Annotated in this window: 22 protein-coding genes; 12 read left to right on the plus strand and 10 right to left on the minus strand. The window is 42.3% G+C overall.

The features are described 5' to 3' along the window. The first annotated feature begins 3 nt into the window (after nucleotides 1-3). Nucleotides 4-1,221, plus strand: coding sequence for an HNH endonuclease (locus tag SMUL_RS00305; protein WP_025343274.1), 1,218 nt, complete (start codon nucleotides 4-6; stop codon nucleotides 1,219-1,221). 161 nt (nucleotides 1,222-1,382) lie between these two features. After that, nucleotides 1,383-2,228: an AraC family transcriptional regulator gene (locus SMUL_RS00310; RefSeq protein WP_025343275.1), complete on the plus strand. Its 846-nt coding sequence runs from the start codon at nucleotides 1,383-1,385 to the stop codon at nucleotides 2,226-2,228. Nucleotides 2,229-2,268: 40 nt separating this feature from the next. Here SMUL_RS00310 and SMUL_RS00315 read toward each other — a convergent pair whose 3' ends face one another. Then, nucleotides 2,269-3,837, minus strand: coding sequence for an L-aspartate oxidase (locus tag SMUL_RS00315; protein WP_025343276.1), 1,569 nt, complete (start codon nucleotides 3,835-3,837; stop codon nucleotides 2,269-2,271). A gap of 387 nt (nucleotides 3,838-4,224) precedes the next feature. Between SMUL_RS00315 and SMUL_RS00320 the strand changes: the two genes are divergently transcribed. From SMUL_RS00320 to SMUL_RS00330, 3 genes are all read left to right on the plus strand, one after another. Further along, nucleotides 4,225-5,196: a malate dehydrogenase gene (locus SMUL_RS00320; protein WP_025343277.1), complete on the plus strand. Its 972-nt coding sequence runs from the start codon at nucleotides 4,225-4,227 to the stop codon at nucleotides 5,194-5,196. A gap of 215 nt (nucleotides 5,197-5,411) precedes the next feature. Next, the gene (locus SMUL_RS00325) at nucleotides 5,412-6,728 is read left to right on the plus strand and encodes an ATP citrate lyase citrate-binding domain-containing protein (RefSeq protein WP_025343278.1); all 1,317 of its coding nucleotides are present in this window, start codon (nucleotides 5,412-5,414) and stop codon (nucleotides 6,726-6,728) included. A gap of 10 nt (nucleotides 6,729-6,738) precedes the next feature. After that, entirely contained in the window at nucleotides 6,739-8,556 is a 1,818-nt protein-coding gene (locus tag SMUL_RS00330; protein WP_025343279.1) for a citrate/2-methylcitrate synthase, read from the plus strand. 346 nt (nucleotides 8,557-8,902) lie between these two features. Here SMUL_RS00330 and SMUL_RS00335 read toward each other — a convergent pair whose 3' ends face one another. The 4 genes from SMUL_RS00335 to amrA form a co-directional block, all read right to left on the minus strand. Next, a complete protein-coding gene (locus SMUL_RS00335) occupies nucleotides 8,903-9,517 on the minus strand; it encodes a class I SAM-dependent DNA methyltransferase (RefSeq protein ID WP_025343280.1) in 615 nt (204 codons plus the stop codon). A 74-nt stretch (nucleotides 9,518-9,591) separates the two neighbouring features. Next, on the minus strand, nucleotides 9,592-10,386 hold the full coding sequence (gene amrB, locus SMUL_RS00340) for an AmmeMemoRadiSam system protein B (protein ID WP_025343281.1): 795 nt from the start codon (nucleotides 10,384-10,386) through the stop codon (nucleotides 9,592-9,594). Then, nucleotides 10,379-11,371 carry an AmmeMemoRadiSam system radical SAM enzyme gene (amrS, locus tag SMUL_RS00345; RefSeq protein WP_025343282.1) on the minus strand — a complete coding sequence of 331 codons (993 nt, stop codon included), beginning with the start codon at nucleotides 11,369-11,371 and terminating at the stop codon, nucleotides 10,379-10,381. The genes amrB and amrS overlap by 8 nt, the downstream gene beginning before the upstream one ends. Next, the gene (amrA, locus tag SMUL_RS00350) at nucleotides 11,371-11,913 is read right to left on the minus strand and encodes an AmmeMemoRadiSam system protein A (protein ID WP_025343283.1); all 543 of its coding nucleotides are present in this window, start codon (nucleotides 11,911-11,913) and stop codon (nucleotides 11,371-11,373) included. The genes amrS and amrA overlap by 1 nt, the downstream gene beginning before the upstream one ends. Before the next feature lie 70 nt (nucleotides 11,914-11,983). Here amrA and SMUL_RS00355 point away from each other — a divergent pair, with 70 nt between their 5' ends. The 4 genes from SMUL_RS00355 to SMUL_RS00370 are packed head-to-tail and all read left to right on the plus strand — an operon-like array spanning nucleotide 11,984 to nucleotide 14,687. Continuing rightward, a complete protein-coding gene (locus SMUL_RS00355; RefSeq protein WP_025343284.1) occupies nucleotides 11,984-12,478 on the plus strand; it encodes a DUF6622 family protein in 495 nt (164 codons plus the stop codon). Between the two features lie 43 nt (nucleotides 12,479-12,521). Then, nucleotides 12,522-12,923: a hypothetical protein gene (locus tag SMUL_RS00360; protein ID WP_025343285.1), complete on the plus strand. Its 402-nt coding sequence runs from the start codon at nucleotides 12,522-12,524 to the stop codon at nucleotides 12,921-12,923. After that, nucleotides 12,863-13,750, plus strand: coding sequence for an AraC family transcriptional regulator (locus tag SMUL_RS00365; protein ID WP_223809738.1), 888 nt, complete (start codon nucleotides 12,863-12,865; stop codon nucleotides 13,748-13,750). The genes SMUL_RS00360 and SMUL_RS00365 overlap by 61 nt, the downstream gene beginning before the upstream one ends. Nucleotides 13,751-13,787: 37 nt before the next feature. After that, on the plus strand, nucleotides 13,788-14,687 hold the full coding sequence (locus tag SMUL_RS00370) for a DMT family transporter (protein WP_025343287.1): 900 nt from the start codon (nucleotides 13,788-13,790) through the stop codon (nucleotides 14,685-14,687). Here SMUL_RS00370 and SMUL_RS00375 read toward each other — a convergent pair. After that, nucleotides 14,650-15,216 (minus strand): YqiA/YcfP family alpha/beta fold hydrolase, encoded by a 567-nt coding sequence (locus tag SMUL_RS00375; RefSeq protein ID WP_025343288.1) that lies wholly within the window; start codon nucleotides 15,214-15,216, stop codon nucleotides 14,650-14,652. The genes SMUL_RS00370 and SMUL_RS00375 overlap by 38 nt on opposite strands. Then, nucleotides 15,213-16,499, minus strand: coding sequence for an NAD(P)/FAD-dependent oxidoreductase (locus tag SMUL_RS00380; RefSeq protein ID WP_025343289.1), 1,287 nt, complete (start codon nucleotides 16,497-16,499; stop codon nucleotides 15,213-15,215). Before SMUL_RS00380 ends, SMUL_RS00375 begins: the two co-directional genes overlap by 4 nt. 64 nt (nucleotides 16,500-16,563) lie before the next feature. Between SMUL_RS00380 and SMUL_RS00385 the strand changes: the two genes are divergently transcribed. Beyond that, nucleotides 16,564-16,848 (plus strand): hypothetical protein, encoded by a 285-nt coding sequence (locus SMUL_RS00385; protein ID WP_025343290.1) that lies wholly within the window; start codon nucleotides 16,564-16,566, stop codon nucleotides 16,846-16,848. Nucleotides 16,849-16,850: 2 nt separating this feature from the next. Beyond that, on the plus strand, nucleotides 16,851-18,920 hold the full coding sequence (locus SMUL_RS00390; protein ID WP_025343291.1) for a molybdopterin oxidoreductase family protein: 2,070 nt from the start codon (nucleotides 16,851-16,853) through the stop codon (nucleotides 18,918-18,920). Here the strand turns inward: SMUL_RS00390 and SMUL_RS00395 are convergent. The 3 genes from SMUL_RS00395 to SMUL_RS00405 form a co-directional block, all read right to left on the minus strand. Next, nucleotides 18,917-21,556 carry an ABC transporter substrate-binding protein gene (locus tag SMUL_RS00395; protein WP_025343292.1) on the minus strand — a complete coding sequence of 880 codons (2,640 nt, stop codon included), beginning with the start codon at nucleotides 21,554-21,556 and terminating at the stop codon, nucleotides 18,917-18,919. The two genes, SMUL_RS00390 and SMUL_RS00395, sit on opposite strands and share 4 nt — an antisense overlap. Nucleotides 21,557-21,772: 216 nt before the next feature. Next, the gene (locus SMUL_RS00400; protein ID WP_025343293.1) at nucleotides 21,773-22,153 is read right to left on the minus strand and encodes a hypothetical protein; all 381 of its coding nucleotides are present in this window, start codon (nucleotides 22,151-22,153) and stop codon (nucleotides 21,773-21,775) included. Continuing rightward, nucleotides 22,153-23,394 carry a type II toxin-antitoxin system HipA family toxin gene (locus tag SMUL_RS00405; protein ID WP_025343294.1) on the minus strand — a complete coding sequence of 414 codons (1,242 nt, stop codon included), beginning with the start codon at nucleotides 23,392-23,394 and terminating at the stop codon, nucleotides 22,153-22,155. The genes SMUL_RS00400 and SMUL_RS00405 overlap by 1 nt, the downstream gene beginning before the upstream one ends. A gap of 193 nt (nucleotides 23,395-23,587) precedes the next feature. Between SMUL_RS00405 and SMUL_RS00410 the strand changes: the two genes are divergently transcribed. Then, nucleotides 23,588-23,770 carry a hypothetical protein gene (locus tag SMUL_RS00410; RefSeq protein WP_025343295.1) on the plus strand — a complete coding sequence of 61 codons (183 nt, stop codon included), beginning with the start codon at nucleotides 23,588-23,590 and terminating at the stop codon, nucleotides 23,768-23,770. Nucleotides 23,771-23,774 lie beyond the last annotated feature (4 nt).

The following is a 23,774-nucleotide window of genomic DNA, read 5'->3' on the forward strand; positions in this document are numbered from 1 at the left end:
TTAGTGCAAAAAGATCTCGAGATTAAAAAAATAAAATGCTTATATTGTAATATAGCAAAAGATGAAGATAGTTTTTCATTAGAACATATTTTCCCTGTGGCTCTTGGTGGAAAAGTAATAACTGATAGTCTTTTTAAAACAAGACAAGTATGTAAAGATTGTAATAGTAAACTAGGGTTAGATGTTGATGGTATCTTTTTAAAGAATTTTTTTATTAAAAAGAACGCATCAATGGACTTTTTGAATTATATAAATTTTGAAGATGATAAGTATGTTATACCTTTCATGTATATGGGCAAGAATGAACAAGTAAATCATCCTATATACAAAGATTGTGATTCTTGGTTGTGGCAAGGGGGTAGTAGAGTCTATCATTTTCACAATAACTATTCGGATAGATTTAATGCTTATGCTGGAGGCAATCCAATAGGGCATAATGACAAAAAAAGAGCGGGCGAAGCGTATCTTGTTTCTTCAACAGATAATTCTCAATGGATTAAAAAATTACTTGTTTCTTATAGAGAGTATTTTAAGAATGCAAAGCGATATAGCACTAATATTAACATTCAAAATGAAAATAATTTTTTGAACTCTCCAAGTTCAAATGAGCAAAATATTATAAATGAGATTACAAAAATATCGGAAGAGAACAGGCTACAAATCAATCAGCTTGTATTTCAAATAGGGTTTGAAATACGATTTTTATCTAAAATTGCTTTGGCTATTGGGCATAATTTATTTGGGGAAGAGTATAGCAACTCCAATTATGCACAAATTCTAAGAGAAGTTATCTGGGAAAGTGATTATCAGAAATTGCAAAACTATGAACATAAAATATCTAACTTTTTTTCTGAATCCAATACTCTTTTAAAGGATGTCTCACAAATAATTGCGTGGAAAGGTGGCACTACAATTATATTACTTCCTATAAATAATAGCTTGGTTTTACTACTTTATCTAGTAGGAAATAAGCAACCTATAGTTATAACTATTACGGATGAATTAGATTGTTTTGCAGTAGAAACTTTAAATAAATTTCCAAATGGATGTGTTTGGATATTGATACCACAAAGGCAAGTATTTAAAGGGGCATACGGTTTGCCTGAATATTTGGCGTATAAGACAGAAGACAAAAGTTTTATAAACGATTTAAATGAAATTGAAAAACTGTATGTTGAATTTGAAAAATTGCCACCGTTTGTGATTGAAAATAAACTTTAAAATGAGAAAATATGCCAAGTTGGGATGTATTGTGTACGATGAAGGAACTAAAGCCGTTCATTTCACAAGACTATGTTCATACTTCAAAACTTAGCAACCATGGAGTAGTTTTAATTTTACTATTACTCTACACTTTCACATAAACGTTTTAAAGAGGGGCTATGAAAGAGATCACCAAAGAGGACTACGTTCACAGTGTGTATAAGGTCATCTTTTACATTGAAGCGAACTATGCGCAGGAGCTGACTCTTGAAGAATTAGCCAAAGTGGCGGGGTTTTCAAAGTATCATTTTCATAGGATTTTTAGGGCTGTGAGTGGTGAGAACATTGGGGATTACATTCGTCGTATAAGGCTTCAAGGAACGACGTGGAAGCTTAAAATCGAGCCAAAAATCACTCAGATCGCCCTTGATAGTGGTTACGAAACCAATGCCTCTTTTACCAAAGCGTTTAAAAAACATTTTGGGATGAGTCCGAGAGCTTTTGCGGATCAGCTCAAAGCGAAAAAAGGAGTTGTGATGGTAGCGCCAAAAGTGGTTAATGTAGAGCCGATAGCGGTTTTATATGTACGAAAAACAGGTTCGTATGCGACCTCAGCGTGTGAAGCGTGGAATGTGTTGATGCCTTTTGCGTATGAGCAGAAGATGAAGTTTCATAAAAAAATTATGGACAAAGAGACGATGCACTTTGGCATCGGGCATGACAATCCTAATCTTATAGAGCCAGATTTACTGCGCTACGATGCGTGCATTAGCTGTAATGATGTGAGTGTTGAGTCAAAAGGTGAAGTGTTTCGCAAGGTGATGGAGGGTGGAAAATGTGCAGTCTTTTTGCATAAGGGTGCGTATGAAAATCTCAAAGCAACGTATGATGAAATCGGTCAATGGATCGTGCAAAGTGGTGTGAAACTACGCGATAAACCCATTTTTGAAAAGTACCTCAACCGCGATCCTAGGCGCACCAAGCCTGAGAATTTGCGTACCGAGATTTATGTTCCTATCGCGTAACTTCATCGTTACGCGATAAAAAATAGCGTTACATGTAAGGCTATAAATCCCCCAATCCAATGAGTGTATTGGTTTTAAATTTTCGATCTTTTTCAGGATAATCTATGCGAAAATGCGACCCCCTGCTCTCTTCTCGAAGCAGGGCTGATTTGGCAACTGCTTTTGCCACCACGAGGACATTTATCAGCTCAAGTATGCTTTTGATGGTTGAGGGCTTATCGCTTTGCATTGTTTCCATAGACTCTTCCATTTCTTCAAATCGTTTCAAGGCACTTTGAAGGTCAGCCTCCGTGCGGATAATGCCAATTTTTTCAAACATGATCTGCCCTATTTCATTGCGAAGGGCGTTGGCATCGACATGCTTAGCAAGCGCTTCTAGCCGCTCGACCAAATGAATGTCATTGGTGATGTCATAATAATCCACGCCGTTAAACTTTTTCATCTTGTTGGCAAATTTGATAGCCTCATACGCTGAAATCTTTCCGAAAACAGCTCCTTGGCTGAGTGAATTTCCCCCAAGTCTATTGGCACCATTCACCCCATTGTCGCCTGCTTCTCCGATGATAAACAGCCCTTTGATACTGGTTTTTCCGATCACATCGGTTTGAATCCCACCCATGGTATAGTGTGCCACAGGGGTAACGGGAATCAAGTCTTTGCTTGGATCTAGTTTTTTAAGGGTGTAAACCCTTTTTTTGATGCTGACAAGCTTTGTATCGATAACCTCAGTGGGCACATCGCGTAAATCCAAATAGACTTTATTGCCTTTTTGCATCTCTTTAAAGATGGCACGTGTGACGAAGTCTCTGGTATTGAGCTCATCGACAAAAGAGTCGCCATTTTCATCGACCAATTTACCACCCTCCGCGCGTGCGGCTTCACTGAGTAAAAAATTGGTTCCTTCCAAGCCCGTAGGGTGAAACTGAACAAACTCCAAATTCATCGCTTTGAGTCCCGCACGAAGTCCTATTGCGATGGCATCTCCTGTAGCGTCTTTGACATTGGATGTGTAGTTTCTGTACAAAGAGCCAAACCCACCCATGGCCAAAATAATGCTTTTGCCTTCACACACAACCACTTTTTGACTCTCTTCATCAAAAAGCGTTATCCCTGAAATAATGTTGTTTTTCATAATAAGGTTAATCGCCATATGATTTTTGATAATATCAATTTCATACTCTTTAATCACCTCATACAGAGCCTTCATGATGGCAGGTCCCGTTTCATCGGAGGCATACACGGTGCGTTTAAATTTTGAGCCCCCAAAAGGGCGTTGCGCAAGTTTGCCACTCTCAAGCCTGCTAAACTTGACACCATAGCCCACCAGTTCACGCACCGCCGCAGGGGCTTGTTCACAAAAGATACGAATCGATTCTTCATTCCCTATATCAACAGAGCTTTTAAGCGTCTCGTTGATGTGCTGAAAAATGTTGTCGTTATCGCCCATGTTTCCAAAAGCGGCATTAATGCCACCCTTTGCCATAAAGGAATTATTGGCCGATGGGGAAGACTTTGTTATCAGAACCACATTGGCACCTAGCTCTTTTGCCTCAATGGCAGCTCTCATTCCTGAGATACCACTGCCAACCACAATGACGTCGTATTTCATTTTGTGCCTTTATGTTTCAAATATACACATAATTGTATCTTGAAGAGTTTATTAAAAGATTATTTGAGTGTAATTTTGTATCAAACTAACTAAATAAGTTACAAATATACTCTTTATTTATATAAAACATACAAAATTTGTATGATTAGGTGCTATACTGCAAACGTGCTTTGGCGCACTGCTAGAGCAAACACAGCGTTAGCGTAGTTTTTTCACAGAAACTTCGTTTTGAGCTTTGCTCTAAAAGCGTGTCAAAAGTTCTGCAAGAACTTCAGTAAAAGCGCCATAGGCGCGTGGGCTCACTGCCGAAGTGAACACAGCGTTAGCGTAGTTTTTAGAGCTCTGCTCTAAAAGCGTGTCAAAAATAAAAAAACAAGGAGGCATAGCATGGGGAAAAGTAAAAGAGTTGGCATTGTCGGTGTTGGCAATGTGGGTTCAACCGTTGGTTACTCGATAGCTATGCGAGGTTTAGCACATGAAGTCATCTTGTGTGATCACAAAGTTGAACGTGCTAAAGGGATGGCTCTTGATATGAGTCAGTCCGCTCAAGCGGCTAGAATGAGTACATCTGTCAAAGTTGCTGAAACACCTGCACAGTTAATAGATTGTGATTTGGTGGTGGTGACAGCGGGAAGCCCAAGGCTCCCTGGAATGAATCGAAATGATTTGCTCATAAAAAATGCTCAAATCATGAAAGAAGTTGTGCGTGATATTAAGACGTATTCACCCAACGCGATTATCATCCCTGTTTCAAACCCACTGGATGTAATGGTCTATGTGGCACTTAAAGAGACGGGGTGGGAGAGAAGCAGGGTTGTAGGAATGTCAGGCATTTTGGACAGCGCTCGAATGGCACATTATATTCAAGAGGCAATTTTTAATAAACATAAGATTGAATTTGGCGGTCAAGTAAGGGCACAAGTCATCGGTGGACACGGCGATACGATGGTTCCATTGCCTCGCTTTACGACGGTTGCGGGCTTACCTTTAACCGATTTTTTGGATTGGAATGAGATCAATGAAATTGTCTCCAAAACGAAAAATGGTGGCGCTGAAATCGTGGGATATTTGCAAACAGGCTCAGCCTATTATGCCCCTGCAAAGGCAACTTCACTGATGGTTGAGTCTATTTTGCAAGATAAAAAACTGGTCTATCCTTGTGCCGTGATGCTTGAGGGTGAATATGCGTATGAAGATGTTGTCAGCGGTGTTCCTGTCATGTTGGGTGCACGAGGGGTAGAACAGGTATTTGCCCCAAGCTTAGACGCCGAACAAGACAGACTTTTTGCCGAATCCATACGCTCAGTCAGAGAATTAATTGACGTCCTTAATCTCAATAAGTTTTTTGAGACAAAGTAATTTCTACTGGGTGCCAGATAACTTTTGAAGCTTTACATGTAAAGCATGGTAACGACAGCTTCTGCCTCGAAAGCGTCTAAAGTGTAAAAACAATAAGCACTAAAAAATGCTTAAGCCTCTGCCTCGCACGAGGCAAGCTTTAGCGCCTAGTGCAACGTAGCTTTTTAGGCTTTGCCTAAGAAGCGTGTAAAAATGAAAAACAGGAGAAGTAGCAGATGGCACAAAGGGGAATTTGTGAATACGATGGCAAAGCTATTTTTTCGAAACATTGGGGAAAATACTTTAGCGGATTTCACTATGGATTTAGATCGGTCTCAGTTAGCAGTGGCGATGCGTTGCGCACAAAAGCCAATGAGCATGGTTTTGAGTGGCTCAAACAAGTGCCTTTGGTTGCAAAGCCCGATATGCTCTTTGGTAAACGTGGCAAAAATAACCTCGTTTTATACAAAACAAAAAAAGTAGGCGATGTGACGCTTGAAGATGCGGCAGCTTGGATTGATGAGAAGATTTCGTATAAGACGATTCTTCTCTCAGGTCAAAAAGGCACGTTAAATCGCTTTATTGTAGAGCCATTTACGCCACACAGCGAAGATCAAGAGTATTACATTAGTGCCACAACGGTGGGGGAGGATGATGTACTGTACCTCTCTGCTGAGGGTGGAATGGAAGTGGAAGAGGGATGGGAGAGTAAGGTAAATGAGGTGGTGGTTCCTATCATGATGGATGAAGCCAACATCTCGCATCTGATTCGAGCCAATGTGCCTGAGGGCATTCCCGCTGAAAATAAAGAGCGATTTATCACATTTGCAGAGCAGTTTTATACCTTTTATCGTGATATGAATTTTGCGTATCTTGAGATCAATCCTATCGTAATGATTGGCAATGACATGCACATTATGGATGTGGTGGCACGGTTGGATGATACGGCGGGATTTATGATGAAAGAGGATTGGTGTGGTGCAGAATTTCCAACCGCTTTTGGTATGGAAGACCAATCCACAGAAGAAAAAGCCATTGCTGATGCGGACGCTAAATCGGGAGCTTCCTTGAAACTGATCGTGCTCAATCCTATGGGGCGCATCTGGACGATGGTTGCAGGGGGTGGTGCTTCGGTGGTGTATGCCGACACGATTGCTGATTTGAGTGGTAACGTGAGCGATTTGGCAAATTATGGCGAGTATTCAGGTGGCCCTACCACGGATGAAACACGCTTTTACGCTGAAACGGTTTTGGATTTGATGACCCGTCATAAAGACCCAAAAGGGCGCGATAAAATTTTAATTATCGGAGGTGCCATTGCCAATTTTACGGACGTAGCTAAGACGTTTACCGGCATTATCCAAGCCCTTGAGGTGTACGCCGATAAAATGAAAACGATTGGTACACGCATCTATGTAAGGCGTGGCGGGCCTAATTATGAAAAGGGTTTAAAAGAGATCAAAGAAGCGGCGGATCGTTTGGGTCTTTCTATCGAAGTTTACGGACCTCAAACCCATATCACGGATATCGTGCGTATGGCACTTGAACACTAAGGAGACAAAGATGAGCGCTTTATTTACCCAAGAGACACAGGCCATTTTTTGGAATCTCAATACCAGTGCTATTCAAAGAATGCTTGATTATGATTACAGTGTCAATCGCATGAAGCCCTCTGTGGCGGCGATTGTAGCACCTACATCCAACAACAAATTTGAAAAGTTTTTTTACGGTGCTGATGAGATTATGGTGCCAATTTTTAGAAACACTATTGATGCCGCAAATGCCTATCCGCAAGCAGATATATTGCTTAATTTTGCTTCGTTTCGTACCGCGTATGACGTAACGATGGAGGCGATTGGTATCCGAGGGCATTTTAGGATGATTATGGTCACAGCAGAGGGCATTCCTGAGAGGCTTGCTCGAAAGATGAACCAAGCAGGGCGTGATGCAGGCGTTGTGATTATAGGACCTGCTACGGTGGGTGGCATCGCTCCGGGGGCATTTAAAATCGCCAATATCGGGGGAACGATTGAGAATATCATCGCTTCAAAGCTGCATCGAGGAGGTTCATGCGGACTTGTGACCCGTTCAGGTGGGCTTTTTAACGAGCTTGGCAATATTATTGCGATGCACGCGGATGGTATTGCTGAGGGCATTGCTATTGGTGGAGATCGTTTTGTTGGCTCTGTTTTTATCGACAATCTTCTTCGCATGGAAGACAATCCCAATGTCAAATACTTGGTGCTTCTAGGCGAAGTGGGAGGATTGGAAGAGTATAAAGTCATCGAGGCGGTCAAATCAGGTCGCATCAAAAAGCCTGTAATTGCGTGGTGTATCGGAACGATTGCGAAGTATTTTAGCTCAGGCGTGCAGTTTGGACATGCGGGGGCTTCTGCTAATGCGGATGCTGAAACGGCAGGGGCTAAAAACAAAGCGATGGCAGAAGCTGGCTTACATGTACCAGCAAGTTTTAATGATTTGCCACATACCATTGCTAAAGTCTATACCATGCTTTGCGAGCAAGGTGTGATTGAAAAAATCATCGAGCCTGAGCTTAGAATCATCCCTAAAATCCGTCGAGGAAAAGAGTTTATCTGTACGATTTCAGACGACAGGGGCGATGAAGCGACCTATGCAGGCTATCCTATTAGCTCTTTAGCAACGCCTGAAACGGGCTTTGGCATTGGTGATGTGATTGCGCTTTTATGGTTTAAAAAACGCTACCCCAAATGGGCAACGGATTATATTGAAACCGTTTTAAAGACGGTTGCGGATCATGGTCCTGCTGTTTCTGGAGCGCACAATGCCAAGGTAACTGCACGCGCAGGAAAAGACATGGTAAGCTCACTTGTGAGCGGTCTTTTAACCATAGGTCCTCGCTTTGGTGGGGCGATTGATGATGCGGCACGCTATTTTAAATACGCAAACGATAACACGATGAGTGCCAGTGAGTTTTTGGACTATATGAAAAAAGAGGGTAAAACGATCTCAGGCATTGGTCATCGTGTCAAGTCGGTACGCAATCCCGATTTGCGGGTCTCAGGCTTGAAAAAGTACGCAAAAGCGCATTTTCCGCAGACTTCATTGCTTGAATTTGCCCTAGAGGTCGAGGCGATAACGACCTCTAAAAAAGACAATCTCATCTTAAATGTTGATGGAACCATCGGTGTTTTGATGGTTGATATGTGGCGTTCACTAGGGTATGCGGAGCATGAAATCGATAATTTTATCGAAGCAGGAACACTCAATGCGCTGTTTGTTTTGGGACGATCCATTGGATTTATAGGGCACATCTTGGATGAAAAACGCCTTGGAATGCCGATGTATCGCCATCCAACGGATGATATTTTGTACAACGTAGCGCTTGCAGACGAGATCTAAACAGTAGACTTTTAACCGTAAGAGCTCTTAAAAAACTCTTACGGTCTCTTCACATATGGCTCTTTACACCACAAAAATAGTGCGAATTAATCTTAAGTGTTACTAATTTACTCTTAAAATAGTTCAATTTTAGGTACTAGTTCAAAAAATATAAAGAAATTAAAATATTGTGTTAAAAATAAGTTACATTTCAAAACATGAACGCTTTTCTAGGGTAAATTTATCGCCATTTTAGCGTTACATGTAAAGAATTTTTACGCAAAAAAAGCTCTTCTAAAGAGGAATAATTGGTTAAGGTGTGGGTGAAGTTGTTGTGAAATGTGGGAGCATTTCACAACAGAGTCTTTTACTGCTTGCGTGCGGTGAGTAAAAAGATGGGGTAGTCTCCATAAGGTTTTTTCGCCACGCTGACAATTTCGATAGAGACATCCTCAAATCCTGCATTTTGAGCCCAAGTAGCAAACACTTCTTGGTCAAAACCAAAGTGAAACACGCCCATATCTTCGGTGTGAAAACTGCCATCTTCTTTGTCCAAATCCGCCAGCGCAATGGTACCTCCACGGTTGAGCAAGCGATGAAATTTGTGAAAGAGGGCTTGTACATCTTCGACATGGTGAATCGTCATCGAAGAGATGATACCATCAAAGTTCTCATCCAGCTCGCTACTGACCAAGTCAAGCTCTAACATGTTCAGCTCACACCCGAGTTGCTCTTTCTTGGCACGAAGCGCTTCGTTCATCGAAGGAGAAATATCAATGGTGGTCATTTTGCGCACAAAGGGAGCGATCTGTTCGGTCAAAAGCCCTGTGCCTGAGCCAAAATCCATCACATGGGTTGTCGTTTTATCATACGTTAGTCTCTCTAAAATAGCTTCACCAATGTTTTTGACGTTGTTGGTGCGCGCAGCTTCTTTTTCATACTGTTTTGATTTTTCATGAAAATAATCTTTTTTAGGTTGCATTAATAGCCTTTGAGTGTGAATGCGAAAGTATAACACAGGCCGTCGAGGAAGAAAATTAATGCACACAACTAACCTTATCCCAGCACAAACGAGGCATAACCGACCACGCGACTCGCATCGTTACTGCGTGCAAAACTTGTGCGGTAATCTAAAAAATGGGCTTGAAAATTGCGTGTAAGTGCGCTTTGAACCATTGCTTTTACGCCTGTTATGCCACACGCTTCACAGCCGTGCGTTAGGGCGTGAAGATCAAGATGTGAGATAGCATCGATGCAAGCCTGATCAAGCGCATTGGCTTCCTCTTCGGTGTAAAAATGACTCAGATCAGTGCTGATGACCAGAAGTGTTTTTTCATCTTTGAGTAGCGCATCGATCAAGCGAGAGAGTTCTCCAGAGGTAACGTCGCCATAGACGATTTCAACGACTTTGGCGTGTTTAAAGTAGTGGCGAATCAAGGGCATCTGCACTTCGGTGGAGTGCTCTTCGTGTGCGAGCGGGTTGAAGCTTAGAAAAGCGAACTGTTTTTCAAGCGCATGGCTGAGTTCGAGGTCTATTTCGATTTCACCGCACGGTGTGTGATAGCTCTCAAACAAGGCGATGGACGCACCCGCAATGTAGATACGATGACTTGGCCCTAGCACGACCACACGCTCGATGTCGGAGCGTTTTGAAGCGGTGTAGTGATAGGCAAGATTGGCGGTGTATCCGCTGTAAATGTAGCCTGCGTGGGGCACGATGAGTGCGCGAGGCAGGACATCCAGTTCCAACGGAGGCATTGCTTTAGTAAAATGGTCGATAAAGTGTTTGATCTCACTGCAGTTATCGGGATAAAACATGCCTGCAACGGCACTTTTTCGGTGTTTATTCATCAAAAACTCCTGCGAGTTTGGTTTTACATGTAGGACAGCGCGCATCTTTGATCAGATGGTTTTCCATCACATCAAAGCGGTAGCGCTTAATCAAAACCGCGTTACATGTAACGCACCGTGTTGGGTTCTCAAGTCCGGCATTGCCGATGTAGATGTGTTTGAGCCCTGCTTCTTTGCCGAGCGTTTCGGCGCGTTTGAGCGTCTCTATCGGTGTGGCGGAAAGAGAAAGTTCGTGGTAATCGGGATGAAACGCGCTGATATGCCACGGCGTCTCTTCTCCCAACTCTTTGGCAATAAACGAAGCGATGGCGCCTAGCTCTGCGTCTGAGTCGTTTTTTGATGGAATGATCAGCGTGGTCACTTCGACCCAAATGCCGTTACGCTTGAAATGTTTGAGGGTTTCTAAAACCGTTTCAAGCCCTCCTCCAAGCTCTTTTTTGTAGTAGTCGTGGTTGAATGATTTTAGATCGACATTTGCCGCGTCGATGATGCCTTTCATGTCGTCAAGCACTTCGGATGATTCAAAACCGTTCGTAACGAAGATATTTTTGATGCCTCGTTCATGCGCCAAAAGAGCGATATCATGGGCGTATGGGTAAAAAATGGTTGGTTCATTGTAGGTGTAGGCGATGGAGGCACATTCGTATTTGAGCGCCATCTCTACGATTTGCTCTGGGGTAATAAACTCTTTTACATGTAACTTTTTTTCTTGGGAAATACTCCAATTTTGACAAAAAGGACAGACGAAGTTACAGCCAATGGTTCCTAAGGAGAGCGCTCGGGTGTCGGGTAAAAAATGGTACAGCGGTTTTTTCTCAACAGGGTCAACATACAACGCCACAGGAAAGCCGTACACCAGATTTTTGATGGCGCCGTCTACGTTTTTATTGACACCACAGATGCCGCTTTGTCCCTCTTTGAGGTGGCAGTAATGTGCGCAGAGCAAGCAAACTAAACGTGAACCTTCCGTTTTAAAGTAGTTCATTATTTCACCTTTTTAACCCTGTAACGTGAAATGTCAGGATGGCTTTCTAAGCAATGTGCGTCCAGTCCTGCTTTTTGGCAGAGATGGGAAAAAAAGAGTTCAAACGTAGGCAGTTGCTCCCAAACTTGGGGTAAAAAAGTCGCTTTTCGCGCCCCTTTTTGAAGAATAATGCCATCTTCTCCCACGGTAATTTTGGATTTGAGATCGGTTGTATCGCTGTATTCCACGCTTTCTGGCGCACTTAAAAGCGAGACTTCAATGCTTACATGTAAAAACTCTTCAGAACTGAGTGGATAAAAACGTGGGTCATCAAACGCGGCGGCTTTGGCGTTGTAAATGAGGTCGTCCAAAAAGGGTCGATGCGCGATAAGTGAGCCGATGCAGCCACGAAGCTGACCATCAAGAGTAAGCGTTACAAAGGTCGCTTTGGGTTTGGAAAATTCAGGGTAGTGTTTCAGAAGGGCGTTTGTATCGATAGTCGAAGTGTGCTCCAAGCCGTCTTTGATGGCTTGTTTTGCAATAGATAGGATCACGTTTTGCATGGTATCTCCTTGTGGGAGCTTTATTATATGATAAAATGGCTGATAGGTTATAGCTCAAGGAGTCTTTAGGATGATGGCGATTTTGGAGCACACCCCATTGTGGGTTTATTTTCTTTTTAGCGTGTTAGTGATTTTAGGATGGATGCAGAGCAAGGATCGTATTGTGCCCTATTTTCGCGCATTCATCGTGCCTTGCATGATGATGCTTTTGTCTATTTATGGGGTTGTTTCCGCCTTTGGGATGAGTATGGGCATTGTGGCGTGGAGTCTTGGAATGATCATTGTGCTAGCACTTGGCATTCGCGTCAGGATTTTGTATAACGCTATTTTTATGGAAGAGCGTAATGCGTTTGCGGTGAAAGGCAGTTGGTTTTGGCTTTGCGTGATGATGGTGATCTTTGGACTCAAATTTGCGGTGAGTGTTGCCTTCGCGAGAGAGTTAGCCATGGTGTATGAGCCTTGGTTTATGCTGAGTATCAGCCTGTGTTATGGACTTTTGAGCGGTCTTTTTCTTGTGCGCATGGTGATTTTATGGAAGATCAAAAGCTTACATGTAAAACATTAACACTGTTTTGCTAGACTACCGTATAATTTTTAAGGAGCAATGGATGAAACAGTGGTTGGTCATCGTGATGAGTGTTGCATTTTTTTCAGGCTGTAGCATGAGTTTTAATTATAATTTTTGGAGCCAAAAAGCCCCTGAAACGCCCGCTCCTACTGTTGTGACAGAAGCTAAAATCGCACTACCAAGTACTGTTTTGATGTACGATCTTGATATTACCGATCGCCCTTACACCAGCCTTGGTGAAGTCAGCGTGACACTGACCAAACTCAATCCGTGGGGCGAAGAGCCGACCCAAGCGGAAGCGGAAGCGAAGCTCAAAGATGAAGCGGTGAAAAAGGGTGCGGACGCGCTCATTTACGTGCGTTACACCAAACTTGGTGCCTCGTGGAATCGACTGAGCGGCATCGAAGGCAAAGCGCAAGCGGTGAAATTTACACGCTATTAAAAGCACAATTGCGTTATACTTTTGCCATGAAAACCACGTTACTCAGCGACACGGCGTTTGAAAATATCGCCGATTCGACCAGTAGTTTTTCCTGCCACTTTCACGACACCTACACGATTGGGCTAACGCATCATGGCATGTTTACGTCTCTTCATGAGCATAAAATCACCCAAGCCTATGAGCGTTCGGCGCGCATCATTAACCCTGGTGAAATTCACGGTGGGGATTCACACGCGTGGCAATACACCAATTTTTACCCCAGCATTGAGCTCTTAAGCACGCTTTACGAGCAGATGTACGGCGAGAAAAAGATGCCGATTTTTGAGAAACACATCATCCAAGATGATGAACTCTACGCTCGATTACTCCTCTTTTTTCAAGCGGTTTATGCTAACGAAACGGCGATGCTTTTGGAGTCCAAGCTCATCGCCGCCCTCTCCTATCTCATCGCGCATTACGCGCATCAAACCTCGCCTTATCCTTTTACATGTAAAGATCCCAAAGCGATGTCTATGGTGGTGGAGTACATTCACGACAACATCGCTTCCGACATTAGTTTAGACGCACTTGCTGGAACAGCAAAGGTGAGTAAGTACCATTTTCTAAGGCTTTTTACCCATCACACAGGGCTCACCCCGCACCAATACATCTTAGCACAGCGCGTCTGCAAAGCCAAAACGCTCGTACTCGAAGGCGAATCATTAAGCCTTGCAGGACTGCATGCCGGCTTTAGCGACCAGTCCCATTTCATCCGCACGTTTCGCAAAATTTACGGCTATTCTCCCAAAACACTGCTTCAAAAAAGCAATTTTATTCTATACACCTAAATTTAAAAAGAGTACACTTTGCGCCAAGGAGTTGGCTATGACACATAAAAATCTTTTCTTCTTTTTACTCTTCATCGCGATGCTCGCGTGGGGTGGTTCGTGGGTGAACGTGAAAATTTTAGGGCACTATATCAGTGCGTATGAGATGATCTTTTTACGCTTTGGCATCACTGCCATTACGATGGTTCCGATCATTATTTGGCTGAAACATTCGTTCAAAATTGACCTCAAAAGCTTTGGGTTGGTTGTTTTAGTCGCCCTTGCGCTGATCTTTTACAACAAATACTATTACCTTGGTACGAAGTTTGGAACCGCCTCTTTGGGTGGGGCGATGGTGACCACGATGATTCCCATCTTAACCTTTGTTTTACTCGCTTTGATGGGGGTTAAAAAGGTGAGTTCTAAAGATTTGTTTGCCCTTGCTTTGGGGGCTGTGGGTGTTTTGACGATGCTTCATATTTGGACATTTGATCTCGCACACATTTTGCTGATCCAAAATCTTTACTTTATCATTGCCGCTTTTTTATGGGCGATTTTGACGATTATCAGCTCCAAATCAACGAAGATTTCGCCGATTGTTTTTACGTTTTACATGTACATTATGACCGTTGTGTTGGATTGCGTTTTGTTAGTGGATGTGAGCGCGATGCCTTTTGAAACGTTTGATGGCATCTTTTGGATTAACATGCTTTTGATCTCCCTCGCTGCTTCCACCTTTGCCAATACCATTTTCTTTTTAGGAATTGAAAAATTAGGCGCAGCCGAGGTGAGCTCTTTTGTCTTTTTAGTACCGTTTTCTGCGATTGGGCTCAGTGCCATTTTCTTAGACGAAAAAGTGGATCTTTTCATCATCATTGGAACGATCTTAACGCTTTTTGCCGTTAAGATGCTCAATAATATTACAATTTTAAAGCGACGCCGAAAAAGCGTTGAATAGTCTCAAAATGGCGATCCAGCCCTTCAAAGCTGTGATTGCCACCCTCTTCCACGACCATCTTCGCTCCCTCTAAAAAATCAAGCGCCTCTTCATAATCTAACACCTCATCGCCTTTTTGCAAAAGCAGTAAAAGATTTTCAAGATTGGGCTCTTCAATCTCATAACTCTCAAGCATCTCCAAATGCGATGCGTTCCATTCGTACGTGCTGTTATCGTAGTAATTCACCCCATGCCCAATGGCGCGCTCAAGCGTCTCGGACGCATTCACCGCAGGATTGATAAGCACGGCTTTAAGGTTGTACTTATCGCTGAGATAAAGCGCGTAATACCCACCAAGCGATGAGCCCATAAGATACACTGGCTCTTGATACGATTCGATCAGTTCACTGAGTGTTTTAATCGCAAGATCGGGAATCGTAGGCAAAGATGGCGCAATGAAAGCAATGCCTTTTTCGTGGCAATAGGCACGAAGCAATTTCGCTTTACTCGCCTCGCCACTGGAGCCAAATCCGTGAATGTAAAGTATCATACGTTCTCCTTTAAAATACCGTGTGCGGCGCGAATGCCTGAAGCCCATGCGGCGGTGATGCCTCTGCTGGTTCCTGCGCCGTCTCCGATGATGTAGTAGCCTTCTTTGACGCAAAAGTGTTTATTAATAAACGCTGGTTTATTCGAGTAGGTTTTAATTTCGGGGTAGTAAATGATGGTTGAGGGGTGAAGGACGCCTGGGATGATCGTGTCAAGCATCTTGAGTGATTTCCAAATGTCTCGTAAGATCTTTGCGGGCATGCACAAAGACAAATCCCCTGCAACCGCACTTTTTAAGGTGGGTTCAAAGTCGTACAAATCGTTGTTAAACGTCTCCGCCTTAGAGCGTGCTCCCATGCGAAAATCCCCCACGCGCTGCATGATGACAGAGCCACCGCTGAGTTGCATCACCATCTCGCCCAAAATCTTTCCAAATTGCTGACCGCTGACGACGGGTTCGGTGAGGCGAATGGTTTTGAGCATCGCAAAATTGACTAAATTGTTGCGTTCGTTTTCACGTGAGAGCGAATGACCATTGATGGAGTAGTAGCCTTTGTATTTTTCACGCACGATATGCGCACACCCTGAGTTGGTACAAAAGGTGCGTACTTTTCCTGGAAAGAGAATCTTAGGGTCATAATAATCCCGCACAATGGGGTAATTTTCCTCTTTCGTTTCGATCCTCACACCAATGTCCACGATATTGTCGCTGTAGGTTACACCCAGCGTGTCCATCTGCTCTTGCAACCAATCATAATCGGCACGGCCTGGGGCTAAAATGAGGTGATTAAAGGAGATGCGGGTGTCATCTTCAAGCAAGATGGTTTTCTTCTTGGCGTGAATGCTGTGCACTTCTGTTTTAAGCGCGACGTTTACATGTAAGACTTTGAGCGCATCAATCAAGTTCCCAATCAGCTCTGAGGATTTGTCAGTTCCGACATGTGCTTGGTCGATACTGAGGATTTCAACCCCAATTTTTTTCGCACGTGCCGCGTATTTTTCAATGTTAATTTTTGTTTCAATTGTAGGGTTCAGATGAGAAGCGACCTCTTTGAGCAACTCCTCCGCCTCTTCTTTGCTCCAATGCTCACACGGAAAACCCACGGGATACGTGTAGTTTTGCTTGCAGTCGTTGCGCAAGCCGCCTGAGCTTATCTTCTTTTTTTCAACGAGTAAAATGGAGTGTTGAGAATTTTCAGCAAGCTTAAATGCTGCACCTAGACCTGCAGGTCCTGAGCCTACGATGATGACATCGTAATGTGAGTTGAGTCTGTTTTTTTCCATGGAAAAGAGTATAGCAAAAGATTCGTTAGGCTATAATACGCGCAATTACTTATAAGAGGTTACTATGAAATTACAAGAATTGGAAGCACGAAAAATCATCCAGATGGTGATGGGTGAGTCGCGTCCCCTCACCAAAAATGATGAAGAATTGGCACTGCTTCTCAAAAAGAGATTGACCAAAAAAGAGTGTGAAGTCTTAAATGCACAAGCACGTGGCAAAGACAAAGAAGCGCTTATGAACGAGCAAAAAATAGATGCAACACGTTACGATGCGCTGATGATGAGTGCGACTAAAAAGATCAAAAATGAGTTCGTTCATGGAGACTTTTTCTATACCAAAGGTGAATAAATATGGAACACGTTGAAGTCATAGACAGCGTCTGTACCTATTGTGGTGTGGGGTGCGACATCGCCGCCAATGTCAAAGATAATAAAATCCAAAGCATTTTCGCCCATCCTGAAGGTGTGGTCTCAGAGGGAAATCTGTGTGTCAAAGGCAAATATGGCTTTGAGTTTGTGGATGCTCCTGATCGTCTCAGAATCCCACGTATTCGTAAAAGCTTTTTGGCTCAAAACCCTGTAATTTACGAAGCGATTTCTTTACATGTAAACGATTTGGATGAGACGTGGGTTGAGACAACACTCGATGCTGCAACCACCGCGGCGGCGATGAAGCTTCAAGAGATTCAAGCAAAGTATGGACGAACAAGTGTCTGCTCCATCGGAGGAGCACGAACCTCGTGTGAAAGTTCGTACCTACTTCAAAAATTTACCCGTCATACGCTGAACTCTCCCCATGTCGATAACTGCGCGCGCATTTGTCACTCTCCAAGCCTTAAAGGCATGCGCACGACCATCGGCGAGGGTGCGGCGACCAATCCTTACAATGACATCTACAACGCCGAATTTATGATCGTTTTTGGCTCCAACACCACCGAAGCGCATCCGATTATCTCCAACCGCATCGTCGATATGGCAAGCAAACACGATAATCTAGCCGTGTTTGATGTGCGAGAAATTACCTTGCACCGCTTTGCCAAATACAAAGGCATCATCCCTCACGAAGCCAATTTGCTTGTTTTGAATATGATGGCGTACGTCATTATCACCGAAGAGCTTTACAATGAGCATTTTCTCTCAGATCGCACCAAAGGTTTTGAAGCGTTTAAAACAAAAATACTCAATGATCCGTATGCTAATCCAAAGTATTTTGAAAGCATTGAAGGCTATGAAAGCCTAAGTAAACTCATCCCCAAAGTGGCGCGTGAATACGCACTTAAACGATCGATGATCTTTTGGGGATTGGGCATTACAGAACACATCGATGGTTCGTACGCTGTTATGGCGATAACGCATTTAGCGCTTATGACAGGTAACATTGGAAAACAAGGTGCAGGGCTTATGCCGCTTCGTGGGCAAAACAACGTCCAAGGTGCGTGTGATATGGGTATGCTGCCTTACTACGACCCCGATTATCAAACACCTAAAGAGATAGGGTTGATGACGCCACAGTTGGTCGATGAGATGCTAGAGGGTCGCATGAAAGCAATCATCAATATGGGAGAAGACCTCACCCACGTTCACCCCAACAGTAACAAAGTCAATCATGCGCTTGATAATGTAGAATTCATTATGGTGCAAGAGCTTTTTATGACAGAAATCGCTAATCGAGCGGATATTGTCATCGGCGTGAAATCTGCCTATGAAAAAACAGGTGTTTACGTCAACGCCATGCGCCGTCTTCACCTTTCGCAACCGCTTGTAAAGTCTGACTTGCCCGATGACTGGGAAGTGATCAAACTGCTGGGTAACAAAATGGGCGGAAGCTACGCGTATGAAGACTCCAAACAGATTTGGGATGAAGTACGCGAAGTGGCTTACCGACGTTTTTCGGGTGCAAGCTACAACAGACTAGAGCGCCACCGCGTGCGTGGACTACAATGGCCCGTACACACCGAGGATACACCGATCTTGCATCAACTAGACTTTAGAACCGAAGATGGTTATGGTGAGTTTCACTACCATCCCTATCAGCTTCGTGGAATGGTGCAAGAGATACAGGAGAAAAGACTCACAGGCTATCATCTTACCACTGGAAGAACCTTAGCTCAGTACAACAACGCTTCGCAAACCAGTCGTTGTGAAAAGCTCAATAAACGCTACGATGAAACGATTTTGTTAGTGCATGAAGAGGACGCGGCAGATTTTACCAGTGAAAAAGTCATACTCAAAACCGAGTTTGGGCAAAGTGCGCCACTTACGGTTAAATTTACCGACAAAGTAAAGCAAAAAACGCTTTTTTGCACCTTTCATCACGCCAAATCAAAAATCAATAATCTGTTTGGCGACAGATGTGATGAACTCATTTTAACGGCAGCCTTTAAGTCGATCAAAGTGGAAATTGTAAACGCGTTAGATTAAATAGTCATAACCCTGTTTCTTCCTGTCGTTTTAGCGGCATAAAGTGCTTTATCTGCACGGATAAACATGCTGTCTTTGGTGTCATTCTCTTGATACTGGCTAACACCAAAGCTGCATGTTTGAAAAATACGCGTTCCAAAAGAGTGCTCTTCGATGATAAGGCGCAGTTTTTCTGCCAAACGAGACGCCTCTTTTTGCGCGGTGTTCGGACAGATAATCAAGAACTCTTCGCCTCCCCAACGTCCAAAAATATCGATGGATCTAATATGCAGTTTGATCAATTGTGCCAGCTCCACCAAAATGGTATCGCCCATAGTATGACCGTAAGAGTCGTTAATGTCTTTGAAATAGTCAATGTCGATTAGGATCAGCGAAAAGAGATTGGTGGGAGAACGAGAAGCGCGTAAAAGCTCTTTTTGATAGTGTTGATCCAACGAGAGTCGGTTGTAAATTTGAGTCAATTGGTCGGTTTGCGAAATCTCTTCGATACGCTTTTTGTCGGTAATGTCTACTCTAAAACTGTTATAGCCTTGAATCGTTCCATCTTTGGCAACGATAGGTGAAATACGCGCATGAACCCAATAAATCACGCCATTTTTTTTGATGCTTTTAAGCTCACCTTCCCATGTTTGAGCTTTGAGAGCTGCTTTTAAAGCCGTTTCAAACAGTTTTGTCGAAACATCAGGATGGTTTAAAATCGTTTCCGATTCTCCCATCAACTCCTCTTTGGTGTAGCCACTTAATTGACACAGCGCTTCACTGACATTGGTAATGATACCTTCGTTATTGGCACTGATGAAAAGCACGTACTGATCGATCACTTCGATGTGTTTTTTGATTTTGGTGTTGTAGCGTTGCATGACTCGGTAGCGATACATGAGCAGTATAAAAAGTAGGAGTACAATAAAAGCCAATTGCCAAAAAAGAGCATAGTCAAATCCATTTTCATAGCGAATGTTAACCCATTTGGTTGTAATGGACTGTTGGGTATTTTCATCAAGGGTACTCAGTACTTTTTCCAAAATCTGTGCAAGCTCAGGCTCATCATTGCGTGCAGCAAAGCCCATATCCCATGATTGGTTCATTTTCCCCGCAATTTTTAGCATATTGGGGTACTCTTTTTGGATCATATAGCCCACCGTCATCAAGCTATCAACAAAACCGTACAGCTCGCCTCTGGCTACTTTTTCAAGACCTTCTTTGATGTTTTTGACTTCAACGAGCTGGATTGTGGGGTAGTCCGTCTTTAATAATGCTACGAGCGAATAACCCTTTACCACACCTATTTTTTTATCCAGAATATCTTCCGCTTTAGCAATAAAAAATTTATCATTGGTGGTTGCTATAACGATCGGCGTTGAGAGATACGGTCGGGTATAGATCATATAGCGCTCATTTTCAGGAGTGCTCATGGCGAGTGAAAAAATGTCGCATTTGCGCTCTTTGGCATACCGTAAAGACTCTTCCCAGCTAGCGGTTGGAACAAGGGTAAAGGGTATGCCCGTGATAGGCTCTATAAGATTGAGATAATCCACACTCAGACCCTTAAGTTTGCCATTTTCAATTTTTTCAAAGGGCATCCAATTGGGATCTGAACAGACTTTTATCTCTTTCTTTGCTTCCAAATAGGCTTTTTCTGTGTCACTTAGCTCACCAAAACGGTCTTGCACAAAATCCTCAATCTTCATTTTGGTGGGAATATACCCCATGACATTGTAGAGGTCATAAATTCTCTGAAGCTTGTTTTTATCCATTTTACCGAGCGTTTCAGTTTTATAATAAGAGAGTTTTTTAAGCTCTTCCCCTTCATAGATTAACGCTTCTTTAGAGAGATTTTGAGTGTTGTATTTTTCCAAGATAAGCTCGGCACTCTCTTCAATATGAGCGTAAGCGTATTGCCATCCTTTGAGAGAGGCTTGCTTAAATGCTTCAACGAGCTTTGGATTTTTCTTGATGAGCGCTTCGTTGGTGTATAAAAAATCACTGTACATATCAAACCCATACTCTTTGGGATGAAAAATCGTGTACGAAATCCCTTTTTCTTTCAAATCAAAGGGCGCTTTTGAGAGATACGCGGACATAATATCGACTTTTCCATCGATCAAATCGTTAATCGTGTGGCTATGTTCGATAAAGGCATAATCTTGAGGCTTCAGATGGTACGAGTTGAGCATGGCTTTTAAAGAGACTTCAGAAGAGTCGTTCAATGTTGCCATGAGGCGTTTGCCCGCAAAATGGTGTAAAGAGTTAATGGCAGAAGATTCTTTGGTGATAAAAATCAAAGGCGAAGTTTGAAACAGAGCATAAAGGGCGACAATCTTTTGATTGAGCGCTCGCTCTACAATCAAGGTCTCTCTTCCAATGGCAAAATCCGTTTTCTGTGCTACAACGTCATGAACGCTGTTTGCCCCAAATTGAAAAGGTAGAATCTCAACATCAAGCCCCGCCTCTTTGTAGTACCCTTTTTCTTTTGCGATATAGTAGCCCGCAAATTGGAATTGATGAAACCAAGAGAGTTGCAATGTCACTTTCGTAGGCTCACCATTAAAGGCAGAAGCATACGTCGATAGAAGAGAAATCCCTACCATACATTTGACACAAAAAATGATAAAACGAACTTGAGGTTTCATACGCATTTGATTCCAGTATCGTGTAAAATCTTGCTCAATAGTAGCTAAAATTGAATAAAAATTACAGAATCCCACCAATAGGCACTTTTAAAATACTATGAATCCTAAGAAATGGAATTTATTCTCATGTGAGGTATAAAATCATTTGGTATAAGAAAGAGAAAGATATGTTACATGTAAAGAGGGAATATTGAAAGATGCATGCGTGAATCTAAGATAAAGCTACCTAACGCGTTTTTTAGGTACGAGAATATTCGCTTTGACATCTTCAATTTGTTCTTTAACGGTTGGACGCAATAATGCTTCTAATTCTTCCAATCGGCCAAATGTTCGCATAACCTTGATAAAATTTGCTAGAGAAATGATTCCTTTTTGTTCAAAATTTGCATACGTTGTTGGTGAGCTGAGCTCTGCTTCTGTACTAAATTCTCTTTGTTTCTTATCCTGCTTTATTCTCAACTCTTTAGCTCTCATCGCTATAACTTGAGCTATCTCATCATCGGTAAGTGTTGCAAATGTACTCGTAGGGGTCAATTTTCTTTTTACGATTTTCTTTGCGTTTTGCTGTGAGTGTTTTAACTTTTTAAGGAGTTCACTTTGCATTATAATGCTCCCATGAATGTTCTTTTGTTTACGGCATCTAAAATCTGTTCTTGTTTTGGAGTATCTACGTTGTACTCTTTTAAAAGCTTTGGTAATTCAATGTCTCGCGTTTTTTTCATCGTTTCCAAAGATAAAGCAACAAATTCCATATCAATAGAAAATTCCGTTCCTAAAGCTGCGATTTCATCCAGGCCAATTTCAGATAGTGGTTTACCGTAAAGGGATAATTGATGCTCTACTGTTTGTCCACCACCTTTCGCAAAAGTAAGATCATACGCTGGAGTTGCTCGCCATTTAAAATCTTTGTCACACATAAACGAGAAATTTCGACTATGATCATCTTGGTTAACGAACATATAATTGAACACCATTTGCAGAAAGAGTTGCTTTAAACTATTATGAGCACCTAATTGAACAGCCGTTCTCAAGAGATCCTCATATCCTATTGCACGTGGGATATTATAATCTAAGTGCAAGAGCCCGGCAAGCGAATGAACATGGTATCTTTTTGCATTTGGCTCAATATCAAATCGCTTTGTTATAAAATGATGCTTTCCATCCGCTTCCAAGAGATAACTATCTGTCATAGTAAGCCCACATTGCTTTGCCAGGCAGTAATAGATATATTCAACTTTTGAATAAACTGACTTTTTCTTGTCAGAATCATCGTATTTAATAATGACATGCGTTAAGCCGTCTTCTAGTGGTTTTGTACGATCACCTAAGAATACAGTTTTTGTATCAAGATTTATCGCGCAAACAGCTTTGCTTCTTGCTCCTCCCACAAAAGAGTGTGCACTTACCAAAAAGACATCTTGCAGAGCGTGATAATGTCCACCACGTTGAATTTCCCGTGCTTGTTCAAACATACTCTTAAGCGAGAGCGTATGTTCTGTGTAGTCTTCTTTTATAACGGATGGTTCAAATGTAAGTGCACCAAGCCCACGATTGCCTATAAAAAGTAGCTTATCACTCACCGTAGGATTTGAGCGATGATTTTGGAGGAAAAAATTCTTTAGAATTTCATTTCCAAAGTTACCAGGTAATGAATCACTGATAAAGCCGGCCACTTTTTCCAGATGTACCAATGTTGTTGTATCAATCTCTTTGATGGTCGGAGATAATCGTAGAGGGCTTACTTTATGGCACATATCATTAACCTGTTCTAAAAATATGCGATCATCATTTTGATACATATCAGCCACATGTTGGTCAAAAATATTAATGGATACTTTTTGCATGGTTTTTATCCTAAAACATATATATTTGTAATTATAGCACTATTTGTTTGTTAATTACAAATATATATGAATTATTTACAGTCGTTGGAATGTATGTTTTGACTAGTAGAAACTTAGTAATAATTTGGCAAAATGATAGCTCAGGATAAATATTAGCGCAGCATGTCGCTATAAAATATAGAGGAAATATAAAATGGAAATTACATCCATAAGAACTGAAAAAGATTATATATTAGCGTTACAAAGAATTGATACGCTCATGGACGCAAAGCCTAATACTAAAGAATTTGATGAACTAAATAGTTTAGTTCATCTTGTGGAAGTCTATGAAGAGAAACATTATAAAATTGATGCACCGAGTCCAATATTTATGTAAATTT

Origin of the sequence: Sulfurospirillum multivorans DSM 12446 (genome assembly GCF_000568815.1) — a bacterium.
GTDB classification, from domain to species: Bacteria; Campylobacterota; Campylobacteria; order Campylobacterales; family Sulfurospirillaceae; genus Sulfurospirillum; species Sulfurospirillum multivorans.